Here is a 17,994-nt window from a genome sequence, read left to right as displayed (position 1 = left end):
CATGAATTTGCTAAAGATGCAGCCGGGGGAATTCCGCCTAGCGGATGTTACCGCTCCCTACCGTGCCCTGGTTTTCCCCGCCTTGGAATTGTTTTTGTACACCGGCCTGTGCTGGACGGGCATAGGGTGGATTGCGGGCAGCTTGCGGGATGCCACCTTGGAAAAAGCCTGCATAGCTGTCTGGCTGTTTTTGGTGGTGTTTCGCTTCGTGGTGCCCGTGTGGAAGGCCCGCCGGCGCCGGTTTATCATCACCAATACCCGCGTCATCGCGCGCAATGGAGCCAAGGTGGATTCCATTCCCCTCGCGGATATAGCTGGGGTGCGCCGGCACCGCGGTGGTTTAGGGCTGGGGATTCGCGGCTATCAACAGCCCCTGTATTTTTCCGATCTGCCCAAGAGTAAAAAGCTGGAGCGGGTTTTAAACCAACAGTTGCAGTCGTTTTCTTGGCGCTAAGCGCGGGGCTAGTATGTAATGCGTGCTAAAAAATGTAACGGTAATAGGTGATGGCCAGCTAGCGCGCATGATGCAGCCGGCTGCGGTGGAATTAGGAATTAAACTCCGGGTTCTGACAAGCGAGCAGGCGTCCTCGGCCGCGCAGGTTATTCCCGACATCGTGGTCGGTGATTATCAAAAAACTGCGGATTGCCTCACCGCCGCGCAGGGCGCAGACGCGGTGACCTTTGACCATGAACACGTCCCGCCACAGGCCCTGCAGGCCTTGCTTGCTGAGGGGTATGCGGTGGAGCCGCACCCAGAGGCGCTCATCTATGCCCAAGATAAGCTGGCTCAGCGCCGTCTTTTGGTGCAGCTAGGTGCCCCCGTGCCGGAATTCGCGGCCATTGGCTCGGTCCAGGACGCGCTGGATTTCAGCGAAGAAGTTGGGGGCCAAGTATGCCTCAAGACGTGCCGTGGTGGCTACGACGGCAAGGGGGTCTGGTTCCCGGAGTCGCGCGAAGAGCTAACCGAAACCGTGGAAAAGCTCCTAGCGGCAGACGTGAAGCTGATGGCAGAGCGCAAAGTGAAGCTGCATCGGGAGCTGTCAGTACTGGTTGCCCGCAACCCTTCCGGGGAGATCAAAGTGTGGCCGGTAACCATGTCGGTGCAGGAAAACGGCGTATGCGCCGAAGCCATTGCGCCGGCCCCGGACCTGGATTCCTACCTCGAGCGCCACACCCGCCAACTAGGTAAAGACATTGCCGATGACCTGGGAGTAACAGGTGTCTTGGCCGTTGAGCTTTTCACTTACCTGGTAGATGGGCGCGAAACCATTGCGGTCAACGAGCTGGCCATGCGCCCGCACAACACTGGGCACTGGACACAAGACGGCTGCGTGACCTCCCAATTTGAACAACATCTGCGCGCGGTTGTGGATTTCCCGCTGGGGGAGACCACAGCTCTTGCGCCGGTGACGGTGATGGCTAACGTTCTGGGCGCAGAAAAAGACCCTTCCATGCCCATTGCTCAGCGGGTCATGGAAGTTTCCCGACGTTTCCCCGGGGCCAAGATTCACCTCTACGGCAAAGACCACCGCGCAGGACGTAAGATTGGTCACGTTAACTTAACTGGTGCGGATGTAGAACACGTCCGTCGTGATGCCCGCCTGGCCGCAGACTTCCTTGTCCACGCCCGGTGGTTGGACGAAAAGTAAAAGGAGCAAAAATGTCACCACTCGTAGGCCTCATCATGGGCTCTGATTCTGATTGGCCCACCGTTGAGCCCGCGGCGCAGGTACTCGCTGATTTTGGGGTTCCGTTTGAAGTGGGCGTGGTTTCTGCCCACCGCACCCCGAAGAAGATGTTGGCCTATGCCAAGGGGGCGCACGAGCGCGGTCTGAAGGCCATTATCGCGTGCGCCGGTGGTGCGGCACACCTGCCGGGAATGGTGGCTGCTGCCACGCCGCTACCCGTCATTGGTGTCCCGCGCGCGCTGGCTGAGCTGGACGGCTTAGATTCCCTGCTGTCCATTGTGCAGATGCCGGGCGGCGTGCCGGTAGCCACGGTGTCCATAGGCGGTGCCAAAAACGCCGGCCTGCTGGCCGTCCGGATACTGGGCGCCGGGGACCCGGCTCTGGTGGAGAAGATGGCACAATACCAGGCCACCATGGCGCAGGAAGTTGAAGAAAAAGACGCCAATCTGCGTGCCAAGCTCATGGGTGAGTAGTGGAGCCCATCGTTGTGATGGGCTCGCGGGTTGTCAACGGGCAGCCCGGCCCCATGCTGGAGCAGCGGCTGCTTACCGCTGCTGCGCTGGCCCGGCCTGGTCAGGAAATCATTGTCACCGGGTACCTTGAGGCCCGGGCCATGCGGGATTTCTTGCTGCAGCACCGCACTCATCCCGGTGCCTATACCGTGGCCGTGGAGCCACACGCGACCTCCACCAATGAAAACCTGGAATACGTTCGCGCCATGCGCCCCACCGCTGCTCGCTTTACTGTTGTTACCAGTGACTTTCACGCCCTGCGCACCCGGCTATGGGCATGGCACCTGAAAATTCCCGTGCAGGTGGTGTCTGCCCCGACTCCCCGGGAACAGCAACCTTATAATTACCTGCGGGAAGTTTTTGCCACACCGCACTCGGTAGCGCGAATTGTGCTCCGGCGTTTGTTAAAACCGCTACCCTGGGGCGCATGATTGAAAACCTTTGGCTTGGAACCAAGAACGTGCCCGCAGAATCCGGCAAGACTTTTACAGTGCTCAACCCCGCAACCGAGGAGGTGCTTGCGGAAGTAGCTGACGGTGCCTCCGCAGATTGGATGAAAGCGCTGGATTTGGCGCATGCGGCCCAAAAACCGTGGGCCGCGTTTGCGCCCCAGGCCCGCCACGATATTTTGATGGACCTGTTTCACGCCGTCATGGAGCGCAAGGATGAATTTGCCACGCTCATGGTCAATGAGATGGGCAAGACATGGAAGGACGCTTTAGCTGAGGTGGACTACGGTGCGGCCTACTTGCGGTGGTTTGCCGGTGAGGCCATTAGGCTTCCCGGCCGTTACGCTGCGTCACCAGCCGGAAATGGCACTATCACCGTCCGGCCGCACCCGGTGGGCCCCTGCTTGGCCATTACTCCGTGGAATTTTCCTTTGGCCATGGCTACCCGGAAAATTGCGCCGGCGCTGGCCGCTGGGTGCACCATGATTGTCAAGCCTGCTGCGGCCACCCCGTTGACCATGCTGGCCTTTGGTGAGGTGGTGGCGGAAGTCTTTGCGCGCCATGACGTGCCCCACGGGACCCTGTCTTTTATCACCTCCACTGATTCCAAGAACCTGTCCAAAGAGCTTATGGATGACCCCCGGTTGCGGAAGGTGACCTTCACCGGTTCCACGAAGGTGGGGCAAACTTTGGTGGAACAGTCCGCCAAGAACCTGCAGCGCACCACCATGGAGCTGGGCGGAAATGCGCCGTTTATCGTGTGTGCGGACGCGGATATGGACCGGGTTATCAAGGGGCTTATGGTGGCAAAAATGCGTAATAACGGCCAGACCTGTATTGCCGCCAACCGTTTCTTGGTGCATTCCTCACGGGTAGAGGAATTCCAGGAAAAGGTAGTGGATAAATTCCAGTCCTATGTCACGGGTTATGGCATGGATGAGACAACTACGCTGGGTCCTCTGGTCAACGCGGAGCAGCGCGATCACGTGGCAAAATTGGTGGATCAGGCTATCGGCGCGGGGGCCACCGCGCTCACCGGAGGTTTTACCCCGCAAGGTCCGGGCTTTTTCTATCCCGCCACGGTGCTCACGGACGTCAAGCCGGGTGCAGATATTCTCAAGGAGGAGATCTTTGGCCCGGTGGCGGTGATCTCCACCTTCGAGTCTCTAGATGAGGCCATTGAGCGGGCCAATGACACCAAGTTCGGGCTGGCGGCGTACGCGTTTTCGGAAAACGCCCACACGGTGGCCCGCCTGGCCAATGAGCTGCAAGCTGGCATGGTGGGGCTCAATAGGGGCGGCATTTCCGATGTCGCGGCCCCCTTCGGCGGTATCAAAGCCTCCGGTTTTGGGCGTGAGGGTGGCGCGGAGGGAATAGACCACTACCTAGAGTTGCACTACGTTGCACAGCCCTAGGGGGTGGAATGAAACCCTGTGCGTCCCTTAAGAGGCGGCGCTGATAAGTCCGTTTGGGCCTAAAGCCCCTCTTCATACAGTGGGAATGCATGATTCACCCCCATTTACTGCCCCCGATATTCGGAAGATGATTAAAACCGGGGCGGGTATATGGATGTCCGTGTAATCTCGGTGACTACGGGCCCACGGTAGGTGCGGCCTGGAAACACACCCCGCTGTGACCCCAGCCAGCGGGAGGCAATCACAAAAACTTGGCGGAGTATTGGGGCCCGTCAAGAAACCGGCCGCCGCCGCTTTTCCTGGGGAGCGCAACCTTCAGATGATAGCGGCGGCGCCTTCTTTTAAATCCGGGTGTAACAATCTCCCCGCGCCGGCAACTAACTAGATGAACAGTCGTTCACCCGCTGGTTTCCCATCCGGGGAAGCTCACCGATTACAAAGGATTTCACCATGAAAAAGATCATGACCGCCGCTGCTGCTCTAGCTTTTGCCGCCGTTGGTTGCGTTGGCTGCTCCGCCAATCAGGAAGCCGGTGCCCAGGACCAGGTCCTGACCGCCAGCACTCAAGACCTGTTGAAGCCCGGCGCTGAGATGCTCTTCCTGAGCAACTGTGAAAAAGTGGGAGAGGCCTCTTTGACCACCTCCTTCGGTGCGCAGACCGAGCTTTCCCCCATGGCGGACACCGCAGAGATGGGCGGTTTCATCACGGCACCGGAGCAAATTGGCGAAGGCCCAGATGAAGGCTTCCACACCTACACGGTCACCTGTGGAGACCAGTCCGCAACCTTCCGCTTTGATACGGCAGCTAACTCCTAAAGCCCCTTAACTCGAAGTATCTATAGAGCACGTGGATTTCACGCAAGCGTACCGAGAGCACTACCCGGCAGTCCTCGCCTTTTTGCGCCGTCGTGTTCCGGCGGAGCGGGCAGAGGACTTGGCGGCAGAGACCTTCGCACGCGCTTGGAGGAACTTCGAGACAGTCAAGGGCCCGGTGCTGCCGTGGTTCTACGGGGTGGCCCGCAACGTCATGCGGGAGTACTACCGCAAGGAGTCCTCCACCCCGGAGCTGGACACCATTGACGACCATGATTCCGTGGGGGTGGATTTTTCCCCCAACGTGGATCTATCGCTAGATATCAACCGTGCGTTGCTCACCCTGGGCACCGCAGACCGGGAAATCCTCACCTTGCATGCTTGGGAAGGGTTATCCGCCGCTGAAATCGCAGCCACCCTAAACTTGAGCGCGGTAAATGCGCGCGTGAGGCTGCACCGTGCCCGAACCCGTTTGGCTGAAGCCTTGGAGAAAACCTCATGACCGACAAAGACATCATTGCCCAGCTCCGTGCTGCTAATCCTGTTCCGGATCCCGCCTTGGACCCACAGCAGCAACAACGCGCGGATGAAGCCTTGCGGCAAATCCTGGCTCAGGACAACGTGGTCAGTATTCACCGACGCCGTCCCTGGTTTGGTACCGGTGCTGTAGCTGCTGCGGCGGCTGCCCTGCTGGTTATCGGCGGCTTAGGCGTGCCGGGGTTTAACAATCACACCCCACAGGCCACGGCTGCGGAGCTGCTGCTTGCTGCCGGCCAGGCCAGTGCGCAGCAGGATGATTTCCTCACTACGGGCGTGAGTAACCAGGCCTACCTCAAGCGCATTGATAAAAATGACCGCACCACCCAGGTCACCGAGTACGAGGCCGCGCGTGGCGCTGAGCCCACCCAGGTGACTGCAGTTGAAGGCCCCGCCTTTGACATTGCACTCCCTGTCACAGCGGCCGAGCTTGCCAGTGCTACCTCGGCCGAGCAGCTTAAAGAACTTGCCGGCGGCACCCCGCAGGGCTTAGTGGAGTTGCTGCTCCACCCCAGCCTGAGCTCTGCCCAGCACGCAGCGGTGTACAACGCCTTGTCCCAAATGGACGTGAATTTGCAAGAACACGGAGAGGTGGCCACCTTTAGCGCGGGCGAGCTGACTTTCAGAGTACTCACCCACACTGGGCAGCTTTTGGAAGCGCATAACCTCGTGGCACCCGGTGTCACCACCACCGTGGAAGCCACCGCCATCTTAGGCTGTGTGGCTACCCCCAACCTGGAGGGGCCGGCGGAGATTTCGCTGGGCTGCGCCGACAATAATTACGTGCTGCATGATATTGAATGGAGCAATTGGGGGGCTGACACCGCAACGGCCACCGCTGTGGCCACCATCAATGATTGTGACCCCTTCTGTGCGGAGGGCAAATTTGTGGACTTGCCTGTCACCGTGACCTTGGGCCAGCGTGAAGAGTGCGGCTTCAACGCCAAGCTCTACTCTAAGCTGGAAGTTGAGTTTCCCGGCAGTCAACCACAAAGGTCCGCTGATACTTTTGACATAGGGTGCATCCGCTAAAGTGGGGGTTTATGGAAATCCTCTCTGCCAAGCTCGCGCCTCAGCAAGACAAGCATGCGGAAAAGATTGCTGCCTACGCCAAGCGGGCCTCCAAGGCTTTCGAGGATTTTGATGCCACCTTTGTGCCCGCGTTCCAGTCCACAGAAAAACCGTGGTCCATCCCGTGGCTCAACGACTTTGGTACCTACGTTGCGGATAATCCGGAGGCCCATAGCAACCGGCAATTAGAGTACGTCCTGGGGCAGGCCTTGGTGACCCACTACCAGGCAGTGTGGGGTATCCACCGTGGACGCATGGGCGTATTTGCTGCTGAGGGGCAGCTATTCCAACCTGTTGCCAGCAACGTCCGGTTGCTCAAAGCCGGCTGGGGTCCGTACTTTGGTCAGGACTGGGTGTATCCCACTGCTGGGAGCAACTCTGGCCCGCAGCTATTTCCGGATCTGGGCCAGCCTGGCAGGGAGGGGTTTACCAGTCCCGGTCAGTACACCGTTGGCATGTACCGCAATCTACTTTTCGATGCCGCCCTGCGCACCGCCTTCGCAGATCCCGCCACCCGCATAAGGGATCTGATCCAGCTGGCTGCACTGGATGTGGCACAGCGGGATCCAGAGGTGGCGGTGGAGCTGTATAACCGGGCGGTGGAGCTGGGCATGGAGCCCATTGAGGAATTGGTTAACCGGACCCTGGAGCAGCACGGCCGGATCCCGCTTGTTTAGCGGGTTTTGCCAGCTGCCGGGAGATATCGCGGACCTCTGCCCACACCGTTGGTGCGGATTCCTTCTCCGGGTGGCTAGAGGCACGCAAGCCCAGGTAGGCTATGCGGTCCGCTGCGTGGTTGAGCGGATCCCCGGAGTGTCCCATTACGCGACCGATTGAAGCCTGGCCCTGGCGGTGGAAGTCTTTCCAGGCTTGCAGGAACCGTGATCGCGCGCCGGCGGATACTCCGCGCCAGCGTTTACCTGCGCGGCCGCCTTCCAAGATGTGGTCGATAGCCTCTAGTGCCCCCACTGAATCTGATTCAATAATGGCCCGCGTAAAGCCTTGTTTGCGGGCATACTTCAGGGCCAAGGTGATGGTTTCCAGCTCTAATTCGTCGGTGCTGGCGGTGGTCATCCGGGTGCGGAGTTGGTAGTCCCCATTGTTGGCTACAAAGCACATGGTCCCCTTGCTGACCGTGTCTGAGGAGGCATCTGTGGCTATGCGGACGTGGTGGCCGCTACCGGAAAAGCGGGAACGGTTGGGCAACCAGTGCGTGGGTTGGGCTTCCACCGTGGAGGCTCGTTTTTGGGGCTGTTGACCTTCCTTGCGGGATTTGCGTACGGCGCGTACCTCGTGGATTTTGCGCATGTCGCTGGCCCGCTTGCTGGCCCGGTTTTCCTCGGCAAAAGACCCGGTGACAAGAAACCCTGCTTTGCGAATCCGGGTGCCAAGGGCAGCTTGACGCCTGCCTACTACTACCCACACCGGGGTGGGGCAGCCACGGATGGCGGCGCGAAACGCCGCGAACGCCTCCGGGTGGGGGTTGGCTGCGGAAGTTTGCCCGGTGCGTACAAAGCGCTTCTGTGGGCCCGCGTCCACGGCAATGACCCAGCCGTAGAGCTTCCCGTGGGCGGTGCCTTTCCAGGAGATATCCCAGATGGCAATGGCCACGTGCGTGGGGGCGGCCACCATGGCGTCGGTGACCTGCCGTGATTGGTAAGTCCTGGAGGACTTTCCCATCAGCGTGGAAAGCTTTACCGCCTTGTTCTGTGCCATTTACCTACCCGGTTACCCCTGGGGAACATTGTCTCTCAGGCGGTATTCTACGCTACCCGCCGGGGACCAGACTCTCAGTGGTAGACCGCAAAGGATTACGCGCCCGCGATTGCTGCCCTGCGCAGCGCTGTGGTTTGTGGCGCGCGGTGCCGTCTTACCCGCTTTATACGGAACGGTGGGGCTTGAGCTGGGGCACCCTGGTGCTTCCCGTAGGATCCCCGAGGCCGGCGTTGAGGTCAATGGTTAGGTGTGCAGGGAGGTCTGCCACGGACGCTCACCGTCCTTCTTGGAAAATGTTCAACAAAGTTACGGGCAAGTTCCAAGTTCAGCGCAGGTCACGCCTTGGCGGAGCGGAACGGGAAGTTAGTCCACATTTTTGGGTAGGGTAAGGCCAAAGACCGGGAAGGAAACTATGAGTAAACAGTCGCCAGAGAACTTGTTGTTATACCTTGCGGAGCCGGACCGGGACTACATTGACGGGCTGTTCGCACAGCTGGCCCAGCGCGGCCTACCAGCGCAGCAGCAGCGCCCGCACATTTCCTTGACCTTCGCCCCGCGAATGTCCCCGGCGGTCGTGGAGCTAGCCCAGCAGCTTTTGCCCCCTCTTATCCCCGCCACGTTCCGGCGCGCCGGGACGGTGGTCTTTGGCACCAAACGAAAACAAACCGTGGCGTGGCTGCTAGAGACTAACGCCGCCCTGGAAGAAGCTGCGCGCAGCCTGAGCGCCGCCAACCCGGACGGGCGCGGACCGCGCTGGGTGCCGCACCTGACCATGGGTCTGCGCCTGCAACGGGAGGTGGTCCCGGACTACATCCGCGCGCTAGACCAGCTGACCTCGCCCCATTTCCGGGAGCTAACGGCCGTGGAAGCGGCGTACTGGCAGCCCGCTCACCAGCGCCTGCACTCCATAGCGAAGGCCGCGCCTCCTAGCTAAGGAAAGCGCGGCCGTGGTGATGCCAGCGGCTGCCGGGCACAGCGGGCATAGCGGGCATAGAGGGCACAGTGCAGAGCCCGGCACGCCAACGCAGGACGCCAGCACGCCGGAACACCGGCAGCCTAGCCGCCTAGCGCTTGATACCCGCTACGGAGCGGATAATGCCAAAGCGGTGCATGGTCACCGACACCGCCTGCTCAAGTAGATAGGGCAGTAGTTCGCGGCGGCCATCGGCAAGTACTGGCTGGTCCAGGATTACCGAGTTGGACTTCACTGCGGCCTCACGGGCGGCGTCCTCGACCGCTCCCAAGGCGCGCACCCGGGCGGAAGCGGCGCGGGAGAGCTCGCGGGCAAAGTCCTCCGTAGTCTGCGAGCGAACCGCGAACCCGGCGGCGCGCAGCTCATCGGCCAGCTCCGGTACGGCGGAAAAATCAATCTCCGTGCCGGTAATGTCTGCCGCCAACTCGTGGCGCACCAGATCGCGGGTCTGGTAGCCCTCGCCCACGCGGATGCGCAGCTTATCCAGCAACGGCCGGTAACGGAAGATATTGGCCTCCGCAATCAGCCCGGTGCGGTCATGCTCCCGGCCAAACTCCTCCTGCCAGGCCAGCTGGTCAAGCTCGGCGGCACGCCACAGCCAGGCGACATCCTCCGGGCTCAAGCTAATCTTTGTGGAGGCGCTGGTTGCCTCATTGAGACGGTCGGTCAAGGTACGCAGCTTCTTGGCAATCCGCGGCTTGATGTCCACATTCTGCGGGGATAGCTCACCTTCCGTCCAGTGGCCCAGCTGCGGAACGTAGTTGGGTCCGCCGGCTTTGGCACCGGGGCCCATGACGGACTTCTTCCAGCCGCCAAAGGACTGGCGTTGCACGATGGCACCGGTGATCCCGCGGTTGATGTAGGCGTTGCCCACCTCCACGTGTTCTTTCCAGTACTCCAGCTCATCATCGTCGAGGGAATGGATACCGCCAGTGAGGCCAAAGCCGGTGGCGTTTTGCAGCGCGACGGCCTGCTCTAAGGTGTCGGCGTACATGATGCCCAGGACGGGCCCGAAACACTCGTTCAGGTGGTACCAGGAGCCGGGTTTGACGTTATCGCGGATTCCCGGGGACCATAGTGTGCCGTCCTCGTTGAGCTTTTCCGGTTTGAGCAGCCATTTTTCCCCGGGCTCAAGCGTGGTCAGGCCGCGCAGGAGCTTCTCACTAGGGGGCTCGGCCAGCCCGTTCATGGTGGTGGTGATGTCGTGGCCGGGGCCCGGTTTGAGGGTTTTCACGGCGTCGAGCAGCTGGTTGCGCAGGCGCTCGGACTTGCCGGCCGCGCCCACAAAAATGGCCAACGATGCCGCCGAGCACTTCTGGCCCGAGTGCCCGAACGCGGAGTTATACAGATCCGCAATGGCTAGGTCCGGATCCGCCGCCGGGGTGATGATGATGGCGTTCTTGCCGGAAGTCTCCGCCATGAGGTTCATCTCCGGGCGCCAAGAGCGGAATAACGCGCCGGTATCCGAGGCCCCGGTGAGGATGACGGCGTCCACGTCCGCGTGGGAAATGAGCGCCTTTCCGGCTTCCCCCTCATCGGTGAAGACTAGCTGCAGCAGGTCGCGGTCCAGGCCGTGTTCGTCCATGGCCTGGTGAATGCACTCCACGGCCACCTTCGCGCAATGAACCACCTGCGGGGCGGGCTTGATGATGACGGCCGAGCCTGCGGCCAGGGCCGCTAACATCCCGCCCACCGGAATGGCGATGGGGAAGTTCCACGGCGGGGTGACCACGGTGACGCGGTGGGGGTGGAAGACCGAGCGGGCCTTATCCAGCTGGCGGGCGGACATGGCGTAGTAGGTGGCAAAGTCGATGGCCTCGGAGATCTCCGGATCGGATTGCGTGACCGTCTTGTTGGCCTCCCACGCCTCCACCTGGACCAGGCGGGAGCGGTTGTTGGCCAGCTTGTCAGCCACGGTCTCCAGGAACTTGGCGCGGTGCTCGCCGGTGGTCTGGCCCCACTTTTCGCCCAGCTCTTTGGCCCGGGCCACCGCGTCGTTGACCGTGGCTGGGTCCGTGACCTCTTCGATACCGTGTGGTCCGGGGTCCTGGGACAGCGCGTTAAGGGCCCACTCACGGTTGGCTTCCAGCGCCGGGTCGGTGTCTGGCTCGTTGCTAAAGCGCTGGATCTTGGTGGCTTGGCGGCCCTGCTCCTGGGATTCTTCCTCCCGGCGGTTTTGGGTGCGGTTGGCACCGGCAAAGGTCTCCCAGCGGCGTTCGACCGCCCGGCGGAAGACCTGCTCCTGCTGCTCGATGGGGGAGAGATCATCCCCGTTGACCTCAGAGGCGGGGGCAAAGAGTGCGTAGAGGAAGTTCTGGGAGGCGGAGTTTTCCTCCAAGCGGCGGACTAGGTAGGACACGGCAACGTCAAAGTCATCCGCGTGAACCACCGGGGTGTAGAGAATCTGCCGGCCCTGGTAGGCCTGGCGGATGGCGGCTTGCTGACCAGGGGACATGCCCTGCAGCATCTCTGAGTCCACCATTCGCAGCACGCCGCGGCGCTGGGCTAGCTCGTAGCCCAGGGCGGCTGTAAACAGGTTGTGGGTGGCTATGCCAATGTGGACGCAGTCCGCGAATTCCTCGCGGAGGACGTAATCCAGCAGGCGGTAGTAGTTGGCGTCCACCTGTTGTTTGTCTGTATAGGTTGCCACTGGCCAGCCGTTGACTTCGCTTTGCACGTGCTCCATGGAGAGGTTGGCACCCTTGACGATGCGGATCTTGATGGGCGCGCCGCCGCCTGCCACGCGCTGCTGGGCGAACTCGGCTAACTCCGCGAGGGCAGCGAACGTATCCGGAAGGTAGGCCTGCAACACGATCCCGGCGCGCAGGTTTTTAAACTCTGGCTCGCTCAACAGCTCCTTGAACAAGCGAATGGTCAGGTGCAGGTCATGGTATTCCTCCATATCCAGGTTGATGAACACCTGGGGATTACGGGACACAGCCTCTTCGTACAGCGGGCGCAGACGGTCCTTGAGTCGCGCCACCGATCCGTCGATGTCCCAGTGGTTAAGCTGCGCCACCATTGAAGATGCCTTCACAGACACGTAGGTCACCCGCGGGTTCTGGATGAGCTTTAGGGTGCGTTCCGCGCGGGAGCGGGCCTCCGCGTCGCCGAGTACGGCCTCGCCGAGCAGGTTGAGGTTGAGTTGTTCTCCGGACTCTTTGGCTTTGTCCAGCAGGTCATCTAGCGCCTTGGACTCCGCGTCAAGGACCAGGTGGCCCACCATCTGGCGCATGCGCATGCGCGCCAGCGGCATGACCAGGTTGGGCAGGATAGGGCCAATGAAGCCGCCTAGCCCCACGAGTGTGCCATTGATGGCCCCCAAGAAAGCCGGGTCGAACTGCGCCGTGATGTCTTTGAGGGCGTTGGCTGCAACTTTGTCATCCTCGGGGCGCATGACGCGGTCCACGAAGTCCATGGTGAAGGCCACGCCCTCACTATCGCGAAGCAGGTCCGCTAGCTGTTCGGTGTTTTTGTCATGTTCATCCGCAGTGGCCTCCAGCCAGCCGTGGGCGCGCTGGACGGCGGCCTCAACAACGGCTTCCACGTCATCGGACTCGGGTAGGCGGTCGTTAGCAGTAGTCATTTTTGTACCTTCGGAAAAAATCATGGAAACCCCTGGGTGCCCCCTCCTGTCCGCAGCTGGTGTGCTGCGGTGGAGAAGGGGGATTTCTACTCATTGATTGTGGGTGCCGCCGGCGTGCCCGCCGGCGGGGTGTGCACTTCAAGAAAGAGCCTCACGGGTGCGTGCGCCCTGTCCGGTACGTCTATGAGGTGGTGCAAGCAGCGACCGGGGGCCGGTCGCAGTGGCGGCGAACTTTGGCTGGGTAAGCATTCATGGCCAGACACCTCCGCCTTTCCGGTTTTCGCTTGTCATCACGTCCGCGATTGTGCTCCGCGCCACTTTGAGGGCAGTGGAGTATTCCAATTCGCTTAATTCGAAGAGTAGACCCAAAATTTCACGGGGTCAACGGATTGGAGGATTTTCCGGATTTAGTCATTTTCGGGGGTAACTACCTGGCCCGCGCGGTGCCTTCGGGTGCGGCTTCCTGAGCTATAGCCTGCGCAATCACCAGGTCCTCCCAAGACATCCCGGTGAACTTGAATACCACGGGCCGGCTGCGGTCCAGCTGGACCTCCTGCCGGACCACCTGGGAGTAGGTGATGAGATCCTGCTTGGCCAGGTGGCCCTCCTCAATGGCCTGGATGACGTCCCCGCCCTCTTTCAAGGTTGCGCCGTGATCTTCAATGATGACCTGCGCGGCCGCCATCAGCTCCCCGCTTAGCTCCCGGGCTTCCGGTGTATGCGAACCCAGCGCCACGATAACGGCCTCCGGGCGGACATCGGCAAGCCCCAGCACGGGTTCGGAAGCGGTAGTCGCGCAGATGACCAGTTCAGCTTCCTTGACCGCCGCTTGCGCCTGCGTAGTCCCTGCCTCCACCCAGTTATCCAGGTCTGCCGGCTGTGTGCGGCTAATGAAGGTAATCTCTACGGCCCGGTCGAAGGTGTCCCTGATGGTGTTCGCGTGAGCCCGCCCCTGGGCCCCGGTGCCAAAGATGGCAACCTTCAGCGGGCCGATGCCGCCGTTGAGCAGGTCATACACGCAGGAAATGGACACCGCCGGGGTGCGCAGATTGGTCAACGCAACCCCGTCGATGACCGCGCTGGGTGCCAGCGTGTGGCCGTCAAACAACACGTAGGTGCCCTGGATAAGGGGAACGCCCTCCGGGGCGGCGGGGCCCGCAATGGCGATGAGCTTGGTGCCAAAGCCCGCCGCGTTTGCAGAGGGCATGCTCAGCAGCTGGCCCGTGTTGGTTTGAGTGCTGGTCCGCAGGGCATCGGCGCTGGGGTCAACGCCGTCTTGTAGAGCCTGGCGCAGCGCGTGCACGGCCTGGGCGGGGGTAAGGGTTGCCAGGACAGTGTCGTGGTCAATGACGTTAAGGGACAACAGAAACTTCCTTTCCTGAGTGAGTTTTTACCGTTTAAGCCCCAAAAACCCGGGGAGACTGGCTATGTCTGCGGACTTGGGGCGTTGCTGAACCTATACTAATGCTGGCTGGTTTTTAAACCCGCGCTCAAGGCAACGGAGAGTGAAAAGGTGGACGCATGGACTCTTATCAAATTGAATGGGAAGTATTTGACCGGGTAGTACTCGATGATGCCGTGGTGGAAGTGACCGCCATCATCACCGGCGACGGCGCTGAATATGAGGCGGGTGAATTTATTTACTCCATTCCCATCGACGACAGTGGTGTCCACGGGCGCGGGGGATGGGCCATCTTTGATGCCACCGCTGACTATTGCTTCGACGATGAAAATTTTGACAAAGCTGCCTTAAAGATTGTCGCGGGCGGGCAAGACGTTGCGGACGCCGTTGAAGACGGGACCTGGGAAATCGCCGAATGGGCAGAGGACTGCGGCTTTGAAATTGAGTGGGAAACCGACGTTCGCTAAGCCCAGCCCAGCCCGGGCGTGGGGCGAAGAATCTCATTTTTGAGAACCTGATCTCACGTTGTGGACGGTTATGTAGTACGATTAGACCACCGCTTACAGCGGACAGCTTCCCAGGAGCTGCGGCGCCACCCCTGCCGCAATTCCTGTCAAAGGGAACAGACTCTTATCTCCACCGGCTTCCAGCAACCTGTAGGCCGACTCTTTTCATAAAAGGTTTAGTTGAACTCTCATGACTGCTAAAACGGAAACCCGGTCAGACCGGGATACCTTCAATACGCGTTTCGTGTTCCTCATGGCCGCCATCGGCTCCGCCGTCGGCCTGGGCAACATCTGGCGCTTCCCCTACGTTGCGTACGAAAACGGCGGCGGCGCCTTCCTGGTTCCTTACCTAGTCGCGCTGCTGACCGCGGGCATTCCCATCTTGTGGTTCGACCTATCCGTCGGTCACCGCTACCGCGGCTCCGTGCCCCTGGCGTTTCGCCGCATAACTCCCTCCGCTGAGGCCTTAGGCTGGTTCAAAGTAGGCGTGAACTTCTTCATCGCCATCTACTACGCGGCGATTATTGCCTGGGCGCTGCTGTATACCATCAAGTCCTTTAACCAGGCCTGGGGTGATGACCCGGCGGCGTACTTCATGGGTGATTTCCTTAACGTGGACGCGGAAAAAGTAATCTCCGCCAGCGTGGTGTGGCCCATCCTTATTGCCATGATTTTCGTCTGGGCGCTGTGCATCTTGTTCCTGGCCACCGACATCAACAAGGGCATCGGCAAGCTCACAACCTTCTTCCTGCCCATCCTGACCGTGATGTTCCTGGTGCTCGTTGTCCGCGCGCTGTTCCTGGACGGCGCAATTGACGGCCTGGACGCCTTCTTCCGCCCCAACTGGTCAGTCCTTTCTGACCCCTCCGTGTGGATTGCCGCATACGGACAAATCTTCTTCTCGCTGTCCGTGGGCTTTGGCATCATGATCACTTACTCCTCCTACCTCAAGCCCCGCACCAACCTGACCAACACCGGTTTGGTTACCGCCTTTGCTAACTCTTCCTTCGAGGTCCTGGCCGGAATCGGCGTCTTCGCCACCCTGGGCTACATGGCCGCGCAATCCGGCGTCGCCGTGGACGAGGTTGCCACCGGCGGTATCGGCCTGGCATTTATCGCCTTCCCCACCATCATCTCCATGATGCCGCTGGGCGCGCTGTTCGGCGTGTTGTTCTTTGGCTCGCTGTTCCTGGCCGGCGTGACCTCCCTGGTTTCCATCATGGAAGTAGTCATCTCCGCCGTGGCTGACAAATTCGCGTTGGACCGCCGCAAGGCAGCAGTATCCACCGGTCTGATTATGGCTTTCTTCTCCTGCCTGCTCTTTAGCACCACCTCCGGGTTGGTGACCTTGGACATCATGGACAAGTTTGTCAACAACATGGGTATCGTTCTAGGTGCCGTGGCCTCCTTGGTAGTGGTTGGCTGGGTTACCGGCCGCCGCCGCGAGCTGGAGCAGCACATCAACGCCGTATCCTCCGTTCGCGTGGGCACCCTGTGGCAGTTTCTGACCTTCGTGACCACCCCGCTCGTGCTGGTTTACTTCGTTGCCCGTGAGATTTTCAGCGTGGCCACCGAAGGTTATGAGGGCTACGCCGGCCTGCAGCTGACCCTGTTCGGCTGGGGCGTGCTGGTTACCATCGTGCTGTTCGCAGTTGCCTTGTCCGCAATGAACTACCGGGGCAGCAACCGCCTGGACGGCTTGGACGCCTCCGACTACGGGGTCCCCGTCAAGGGTCGCACCAAGGGCACCCCCAACCCACTGGCCGTTTCCTAAGAAAGGACACAAAATCATGGAACCCTCTTCTCTGATCCTCATGGTGTTATTCATCCTCATTATCTGGGGCGGTCTGGTGGGGTCCAGCGTCATGCTGGCCCGCAGCACCGATGAAACCACAGGTGAACTGGGCACCGCGCCCGGCACTGACGATGAATCCCTCATGCACCGCGCCGCATAAATCCCCGGCGTTAACACGTGGCCCCTTCCGTTTCCGGGAGGGGCTTTTTCGCGGCCTTCTGAGCGGGGCGGTTGCTGGGGTTTAAAGGCCCGTTCGAGGCTAAAACTTTTACGGGGGTTGTGGATAACTCCGGGTTGTGGGGCGGGTGGGGCGGTTGGGGAGGGTTTTGGGCCGGTTTGGCCCGCTGGGGCGGAAGTTATCCACAGGCCAGGGTGTGGCCCTTGCCAGGGCTTGCCGCTGGGTTTAGCGTGTGGGCCATGAAGACATTTAAAGAGATTTTTACACCCCAGCAACACGGTATGGCCTTTATCGCCCTAGCCCGTGGGCTCAGCTACCGCGACCTGGTTGCCCAGGGCGTACCGCGCCGCGACGCCCGGGTCATCCTTGACCTCTACGACACCTACTACGGGCCCACCCGCTTTACCCGCCAACAAGCCCTGGCCGGCAACAACCACCACAGCGTGGAAATCCTGCACAAAATAGAACTGGGCGCCAACCAGCTCAAAGACGCCCACCTGGGCTGGCAGCTACGCGTGGAACTAGCCGGCGTTGCCTCCCCCGCTGAGGCCCTGCGCCTGCTGGAGGCCTTCCTGGCCCAACACAAACCAGTCAAAGACGTCAAACACGGCGTCAATATCACCAACCACGCCAACGGGGACCGCACTATCAGCCTGACCGGCAGTGCTGCGGATATCGCGGACCTAGAAACCCTCATCGATGACCCGGAAGCCCCAGTGGAGTCCTTCGTGGCCAACGCCACCGGCGGCGGCACCGCCGGCTTTGGGATTACCACCTTGGGTGTAATTCATCTCCAGGACTTACTGGCTACCTGCCAGGGCCAAGGACCTGACGTGCAAGTCGCCTGCGGTAACGGTGCCAGCGTCGATACTGCGGAGCTGTTGCGGCGCTACTGCGCGGACCAAGGCTTTGTGGCGGTATTTACCGATGCCGGCCCGCTGCAGCTTTTCCGCGAACACCGGTTGGGAAGCTACGCGCAGCGGGTTGCGGCTACCGCCGAGTCAACCAAGTGCTGTCACCCCCAGTGTCACAAACCGGCGGAAAAGGCGCAGCTGCACCACATCCAGGACTGGAAGGATGGGGGTTTAACCAACTCCGGGAACTTGGCGTGGCTGTGTGCTTATTGCAACTCCACTAACGGCCAGTTAGGCCGGGGAAGGATTGTCCGCCACCGCGGCCAGATTGCCTGGATCCCGCCACGCGGTGGCGCACCCATCCCCGTGGGCCGGAAGGTCCAACCACGCGGATAACCCCACCGCCAACGCGCACCCGGCGGAACCCGCACCCAGCCCGGCCACCGCCGACGCGCGCCCCGGGAACCCGCACCCAGCCCGGCCGAGCCCCGCGCAGCCG

17 protein-coding genes are annotated in these 17,994 nt (G+C 61.0%); 14 read left to right on the top strand and 3 right to left on the bottom strand.

What is annotated here, in order from left to right:
* Position 1 precedes the first annotated feature (1 nt).
* The 9 genes from F4V58_RS09210 to F4V58_RS09170 all read left to right on the top strand — a co-directional run bounded on the left by F4V58_RS09210 (position 2) and on the right by F4V58_RS09170 (position 7,162).
* A complete protein-coding gene (locus tag F4V58_RS09210) occupies positions 2-454 on the top strand; it encodes a YdbT family protein (protein WP_075735343.1) in 453 nt (150 codons plus the stop codon).
* Between the two features lie 22 nt (positions 455-476).
* Entirely contained in the window at positions 477-1,649 is a 1,173-nt protein-coding gene (locus F4V58_RS09205; RefSeq protein ID WP_075735341.1) for a 5-(carboxyamino)imidazole ribonucleotide synthase, read from the top strand.
* Between the two features lie 11 nt (positions 1,650-1,660).
* Positions 1,661-2,161, top strand: a complete 501-nt coding sequence (gene purE, locus F4V58_RS09200) for a 5-(carboxyamino)imidazole ribonucleotide mutase (RefSeq protein WP_075735339.1) — start codon at positions 1,661-1,663, stop codon at positions 2,159-2,161.
* Complete coding sequence (locus tag F4V58_RS09195; RefSeq protein WP_075735338.1) at positions 2,161-2,631, top strand: YdcF family protein; 471 nt, start codon at positions 2,161-2,163, stop codon at positions 2,629-2,631. The genes purE and F4V58_RS09195 overlap by 1 nt, the downstream gene beginning before the upstream one ends.
* Positions 2,628-4,064 carry an NAD-dependent succinate-semialdehyde dehydrogenase gene (locus F4V58_RS09190; protein ID WP_075735336.1) on the top strand — a complete coding sequence of 479 codons (1,437 nt, stop codon included), beginning with the start codon at positions 2,628-2,630 and terminating at the stop codon, positions 4,062-4,064. Before F4V58_RS09195 ends, F4V58_RS09190 begins: the two co-directional genes overlap by 4 nt.
* Positions 4,065-4,514: 450 nt before the next feature.
* Positions 4,515-4,880 carry a hypothetical protein gene (locus F4V58_RS09185; protein ID WP_075735334.1) on the top strand — a complete coding sequence of 122 codons (366 nt, stop codon included), beginning with the start codon at positions 4,515-4,517 and terminating at the stop codon, positions 4,878-4,880.
* A 31-nt stretch (positions 4,881-4,911) separates the two neighbouring features.
* On the top strand, positions 4,912-5,379 hold the full coding sequence (locus F4V58_RS09180; protein WP_245802981.1) for an RNA polymerase sigma factor: 468 nt from the start codon (positions 4,912-4,914) through the stop codon (positions 5,377-5,379).
* Positions 5,376-6,446 carry a hypothetical protein gene (locus F4V58_RS09175; protein WP_075735330.1) on the top strand — a complete coding sequence of 357 codons (1,071 nt, stop codon included), beginning with the start codon at positions 5,376-5,378 and terminating at the stop codon, positions 6,444-6,446. Before F4V58_RS09180 ends, F4V58_RS09175 begins: the two co-directional genes overlap by 4 nt.
* Before the next feature lie 11 nt (positions 6,447-6,457).
* Entirely contained in the window at positions 6,458-7,162 is a 705-nt protein-coding gene (locus tag F4V58_RS09170) for a hypothetical protein (protein WP_075735328.1), read from the top strand.
* On the opposite strand, the gene F4V58_RS09165 is transcribed toward F4V58_RS09170, so the two are convergent.
* Complete coding sequence (locus tag F4V58_RS09165; protein WP_075735326.1) at positions 7,119-8,201, bottom strand: RNase H family protein; 1,083 nt, start codon at positions 8,199-8,201, stop codon at positions 7,119-7,121. The two genes, F4V58_RS09170 and F4V58_RS09165, sit on opposite strands and share 44 nt — an antisense overlap.
* A gap of 412 nt (positions 8,202-8,613) precedes the next feature.
* On the opposite strand from F4V58_RS09165, the gene F4V58_RS09160 reads away from it, so the two are divergent.
* The gene (locus tag F4V58_RS09160) at positions 8,614-9,135 is read left to right on the top strand and encodes a 2'-5' RNA ligase family protein (protein ID WP_075735324.1); all 522 of its coding nucleotides are present in this window, start codon (positions 8,614-8,616) and stop codon (positions 9,133-9,135) included.
* A 130-nt stretch (positions 9,136-9,265) separates the two neighbouring features.
* On the opposite strand, the gene F4V58_RS09155 is transcribed toward F4V58_RS09160, so the two are convergent.
* Together F4V58_RS09155 and F4V58_RS09150 are read right to left on the bottom strand one after the other, a co-directional pair.
* Complete coding sequence (locus tag F4V58_RS09155; protein WP_075735322.1) at positions 9,266-12,760, bottom strand: proline dehydrogenase family protein; 3,495 nt, start codon at positions 12,758-12,760, stop codon at positions 9,266-9,268.
* 427 nt (positions 12,761-13,187) lie between these two features.
* Positions 13,188-14,123, bottom strand: coding sequence for an ornithine cyclodeaminase family protein (locus F4V58_RS09150; RefSeq protein ID WP_075735320.1), 936 nt, complete (start codon positions 14,121-14,123; stop codon positions 13,188-13,190).
* Positions 14,124-14,281: 158 nt separating this feature from the next.
* On the opposite strand from F4V58_RS09150, the gene F4V58_RS09145 reads away from it, so the two are divergent.
* The 4 genes from F4V58_RS09145 to F4V58_RS09130 all read left to right on the top strand — a co-directional run bounded on the left by F4V58_RS09145 (position 14,282) and on the right by F4V58_RS09130 (position 17,891).
* Positions 14,282-14,629: a hypothetical protein gene (locus tag F4V58_RS09145; RefSeq protein ID WP_075735318.1), complete on the top strand. Its 348-nt coding sequence runs from the start codon at positions 14,282-14,284 to the stop codon at positions 14,627-14,629.
* Positions 14,630-14,858: 229 nt separating this feature from the next.
* A complete protein-coding gene (locus F4V58_RS09140; RefSeq protein WP_075735316.1) occupies positions 14,859-16,442 on the top strand; it encodes a sodium-dependent transporter in 1,584 nt (527 codons plus the stop codon).
* A 16-nt stretch (positions 16,443-16,458) separates the two neighbouring features.
* Positions 16,459-16,623 carry a methionine/alanine import NSS transporter subunit MetS gene (metS, locus tag F4V58_RS09135; RefSeq protein WP_075735314.1) on the top strand — a complete coding sequence of 55 codons (165 nt, stop codon included), beginning with the start codon at positions 16,459-16,461 and terminating at the stop codon, positions 16,621-16,623.
* Between the two features lie 257 nt (positions 16,624-16,880).
* On the top strand, positions 16,881-17,891 hold the full coding sequence (locus tag F4V58_RS09130; protein ID WP_150385780.1) for an HNH endonuclease signature motif containing protein: 1,011 nt from the start codon (positions 16,881-16,883) through the stop codon (positions 17,889-17,891).
* Positions 17,892-17,994 lie beyond the last annotated feature (103 nt).

The organism is Corynebacterium phocae, assembly GCF_008693075.1.
In the GTDB taxonomy this organism is placed as follows: domain Bacteria; phylum Actinomycetota; class Actinomycetes; order Mycobacteriales; family Mycobacteriaceae; genus Corynebacterium; species Corynebacterium phocae.
Note: the sequence above shows the minus strand (reverse complement) of the source record. Positions and strands in the feature narration are given on the sequence as shown.

Bases quoted from the DNA above. Each gene is read 5' to 3' on its own strand.
- F4V58_RS09210 (WP_075735343.1), top strand. From the start codon at position 2: ATGAATTTGCTAAAGATGCAGCCGGGGGAATTCCGCCTAGCGGATGTT.
- purE (WP_075735339.1), top strand. From the start codon at position 1,661: ATGTCACCACTCGTAGGCCTCATCATGGGCTCTGATTCTGATTGGCCC.
- F4V58_RS09190 (WP_075735336.1), top strand. From the start codon at position 2,628: ATGATTGAAAACCTTTGGCTTGGAACCAAGAACGTGCCCGCAGAATCC.
- F4V58_RS09185 (WP_075735334.1), top strand. From the start codon at position 4,515: ATGAAAAAGATCATGACCGCCGCTGCTGCTCTAGCTTTTGCCGCCGTT.
- F4V58_RS09175 (WP_075735330.1), top strand. From the start codon at position 5,376: ATGACCGACAAAGACATCATTGCCCAGCTCCGTGCTGCTAATCCTGTT.
- F4V58_RS09170 (WP_075735328.1), top strand. From the start codon at position 6,458: ATGGAAATCCTCTCTGCCAAGCTCGCGCCTCAGCAAGACAAGCATGCG.
- F4V58_RS09165 (WP_075735326.1), bottom strand. From the start codon at position 8,201: ATGGCACAGAACAAGGCGGTAAAGCTTTCCACGCTGATGGGAAAGTCC.
- F4V58_RS09160 (WP_075735324.1), top strand. From the start codon at position 8,614: ATGAGTAAACAGTCGCCAGAGAACTTGTTGTTATACCTTGCGGAGCCG.
- F4V58_RS09155 (WP_075735322.1), bottom strand. From the start codon at position 12,760: ATGACTACTGCTAACGACCGCCTACCCGAGTCCGATGACGTGGAAGCC.
- F4V58_RS09145 (WP_075735318.1), top strand. From the start codon at position 14,282: ATGGACTCTTATCAAATTGAATGGGAAGTATTTGACCGGGTAGTACTC.
- F4V58_RS09140 (WP_075735316.1), top strand. From the start codon at position 14,859: ATGACTGCTAAAACGGAAACCCGGTCAGACCGGGATACCTTCAATACG.
- metS (WP_075735314.1), top strand. From the start codon at position 16,459: ATGGAACCCTCTTCTCTGATCCTCATGGTGTTATTCATCCTCATTATC.
- F4V58_RS09130 (WP_150385780.1), top strand. From the start codon at position 16,881: ATGAAGACATTTAAAGAGATTTTTACACCCCAGCAACACGGTATGGCC.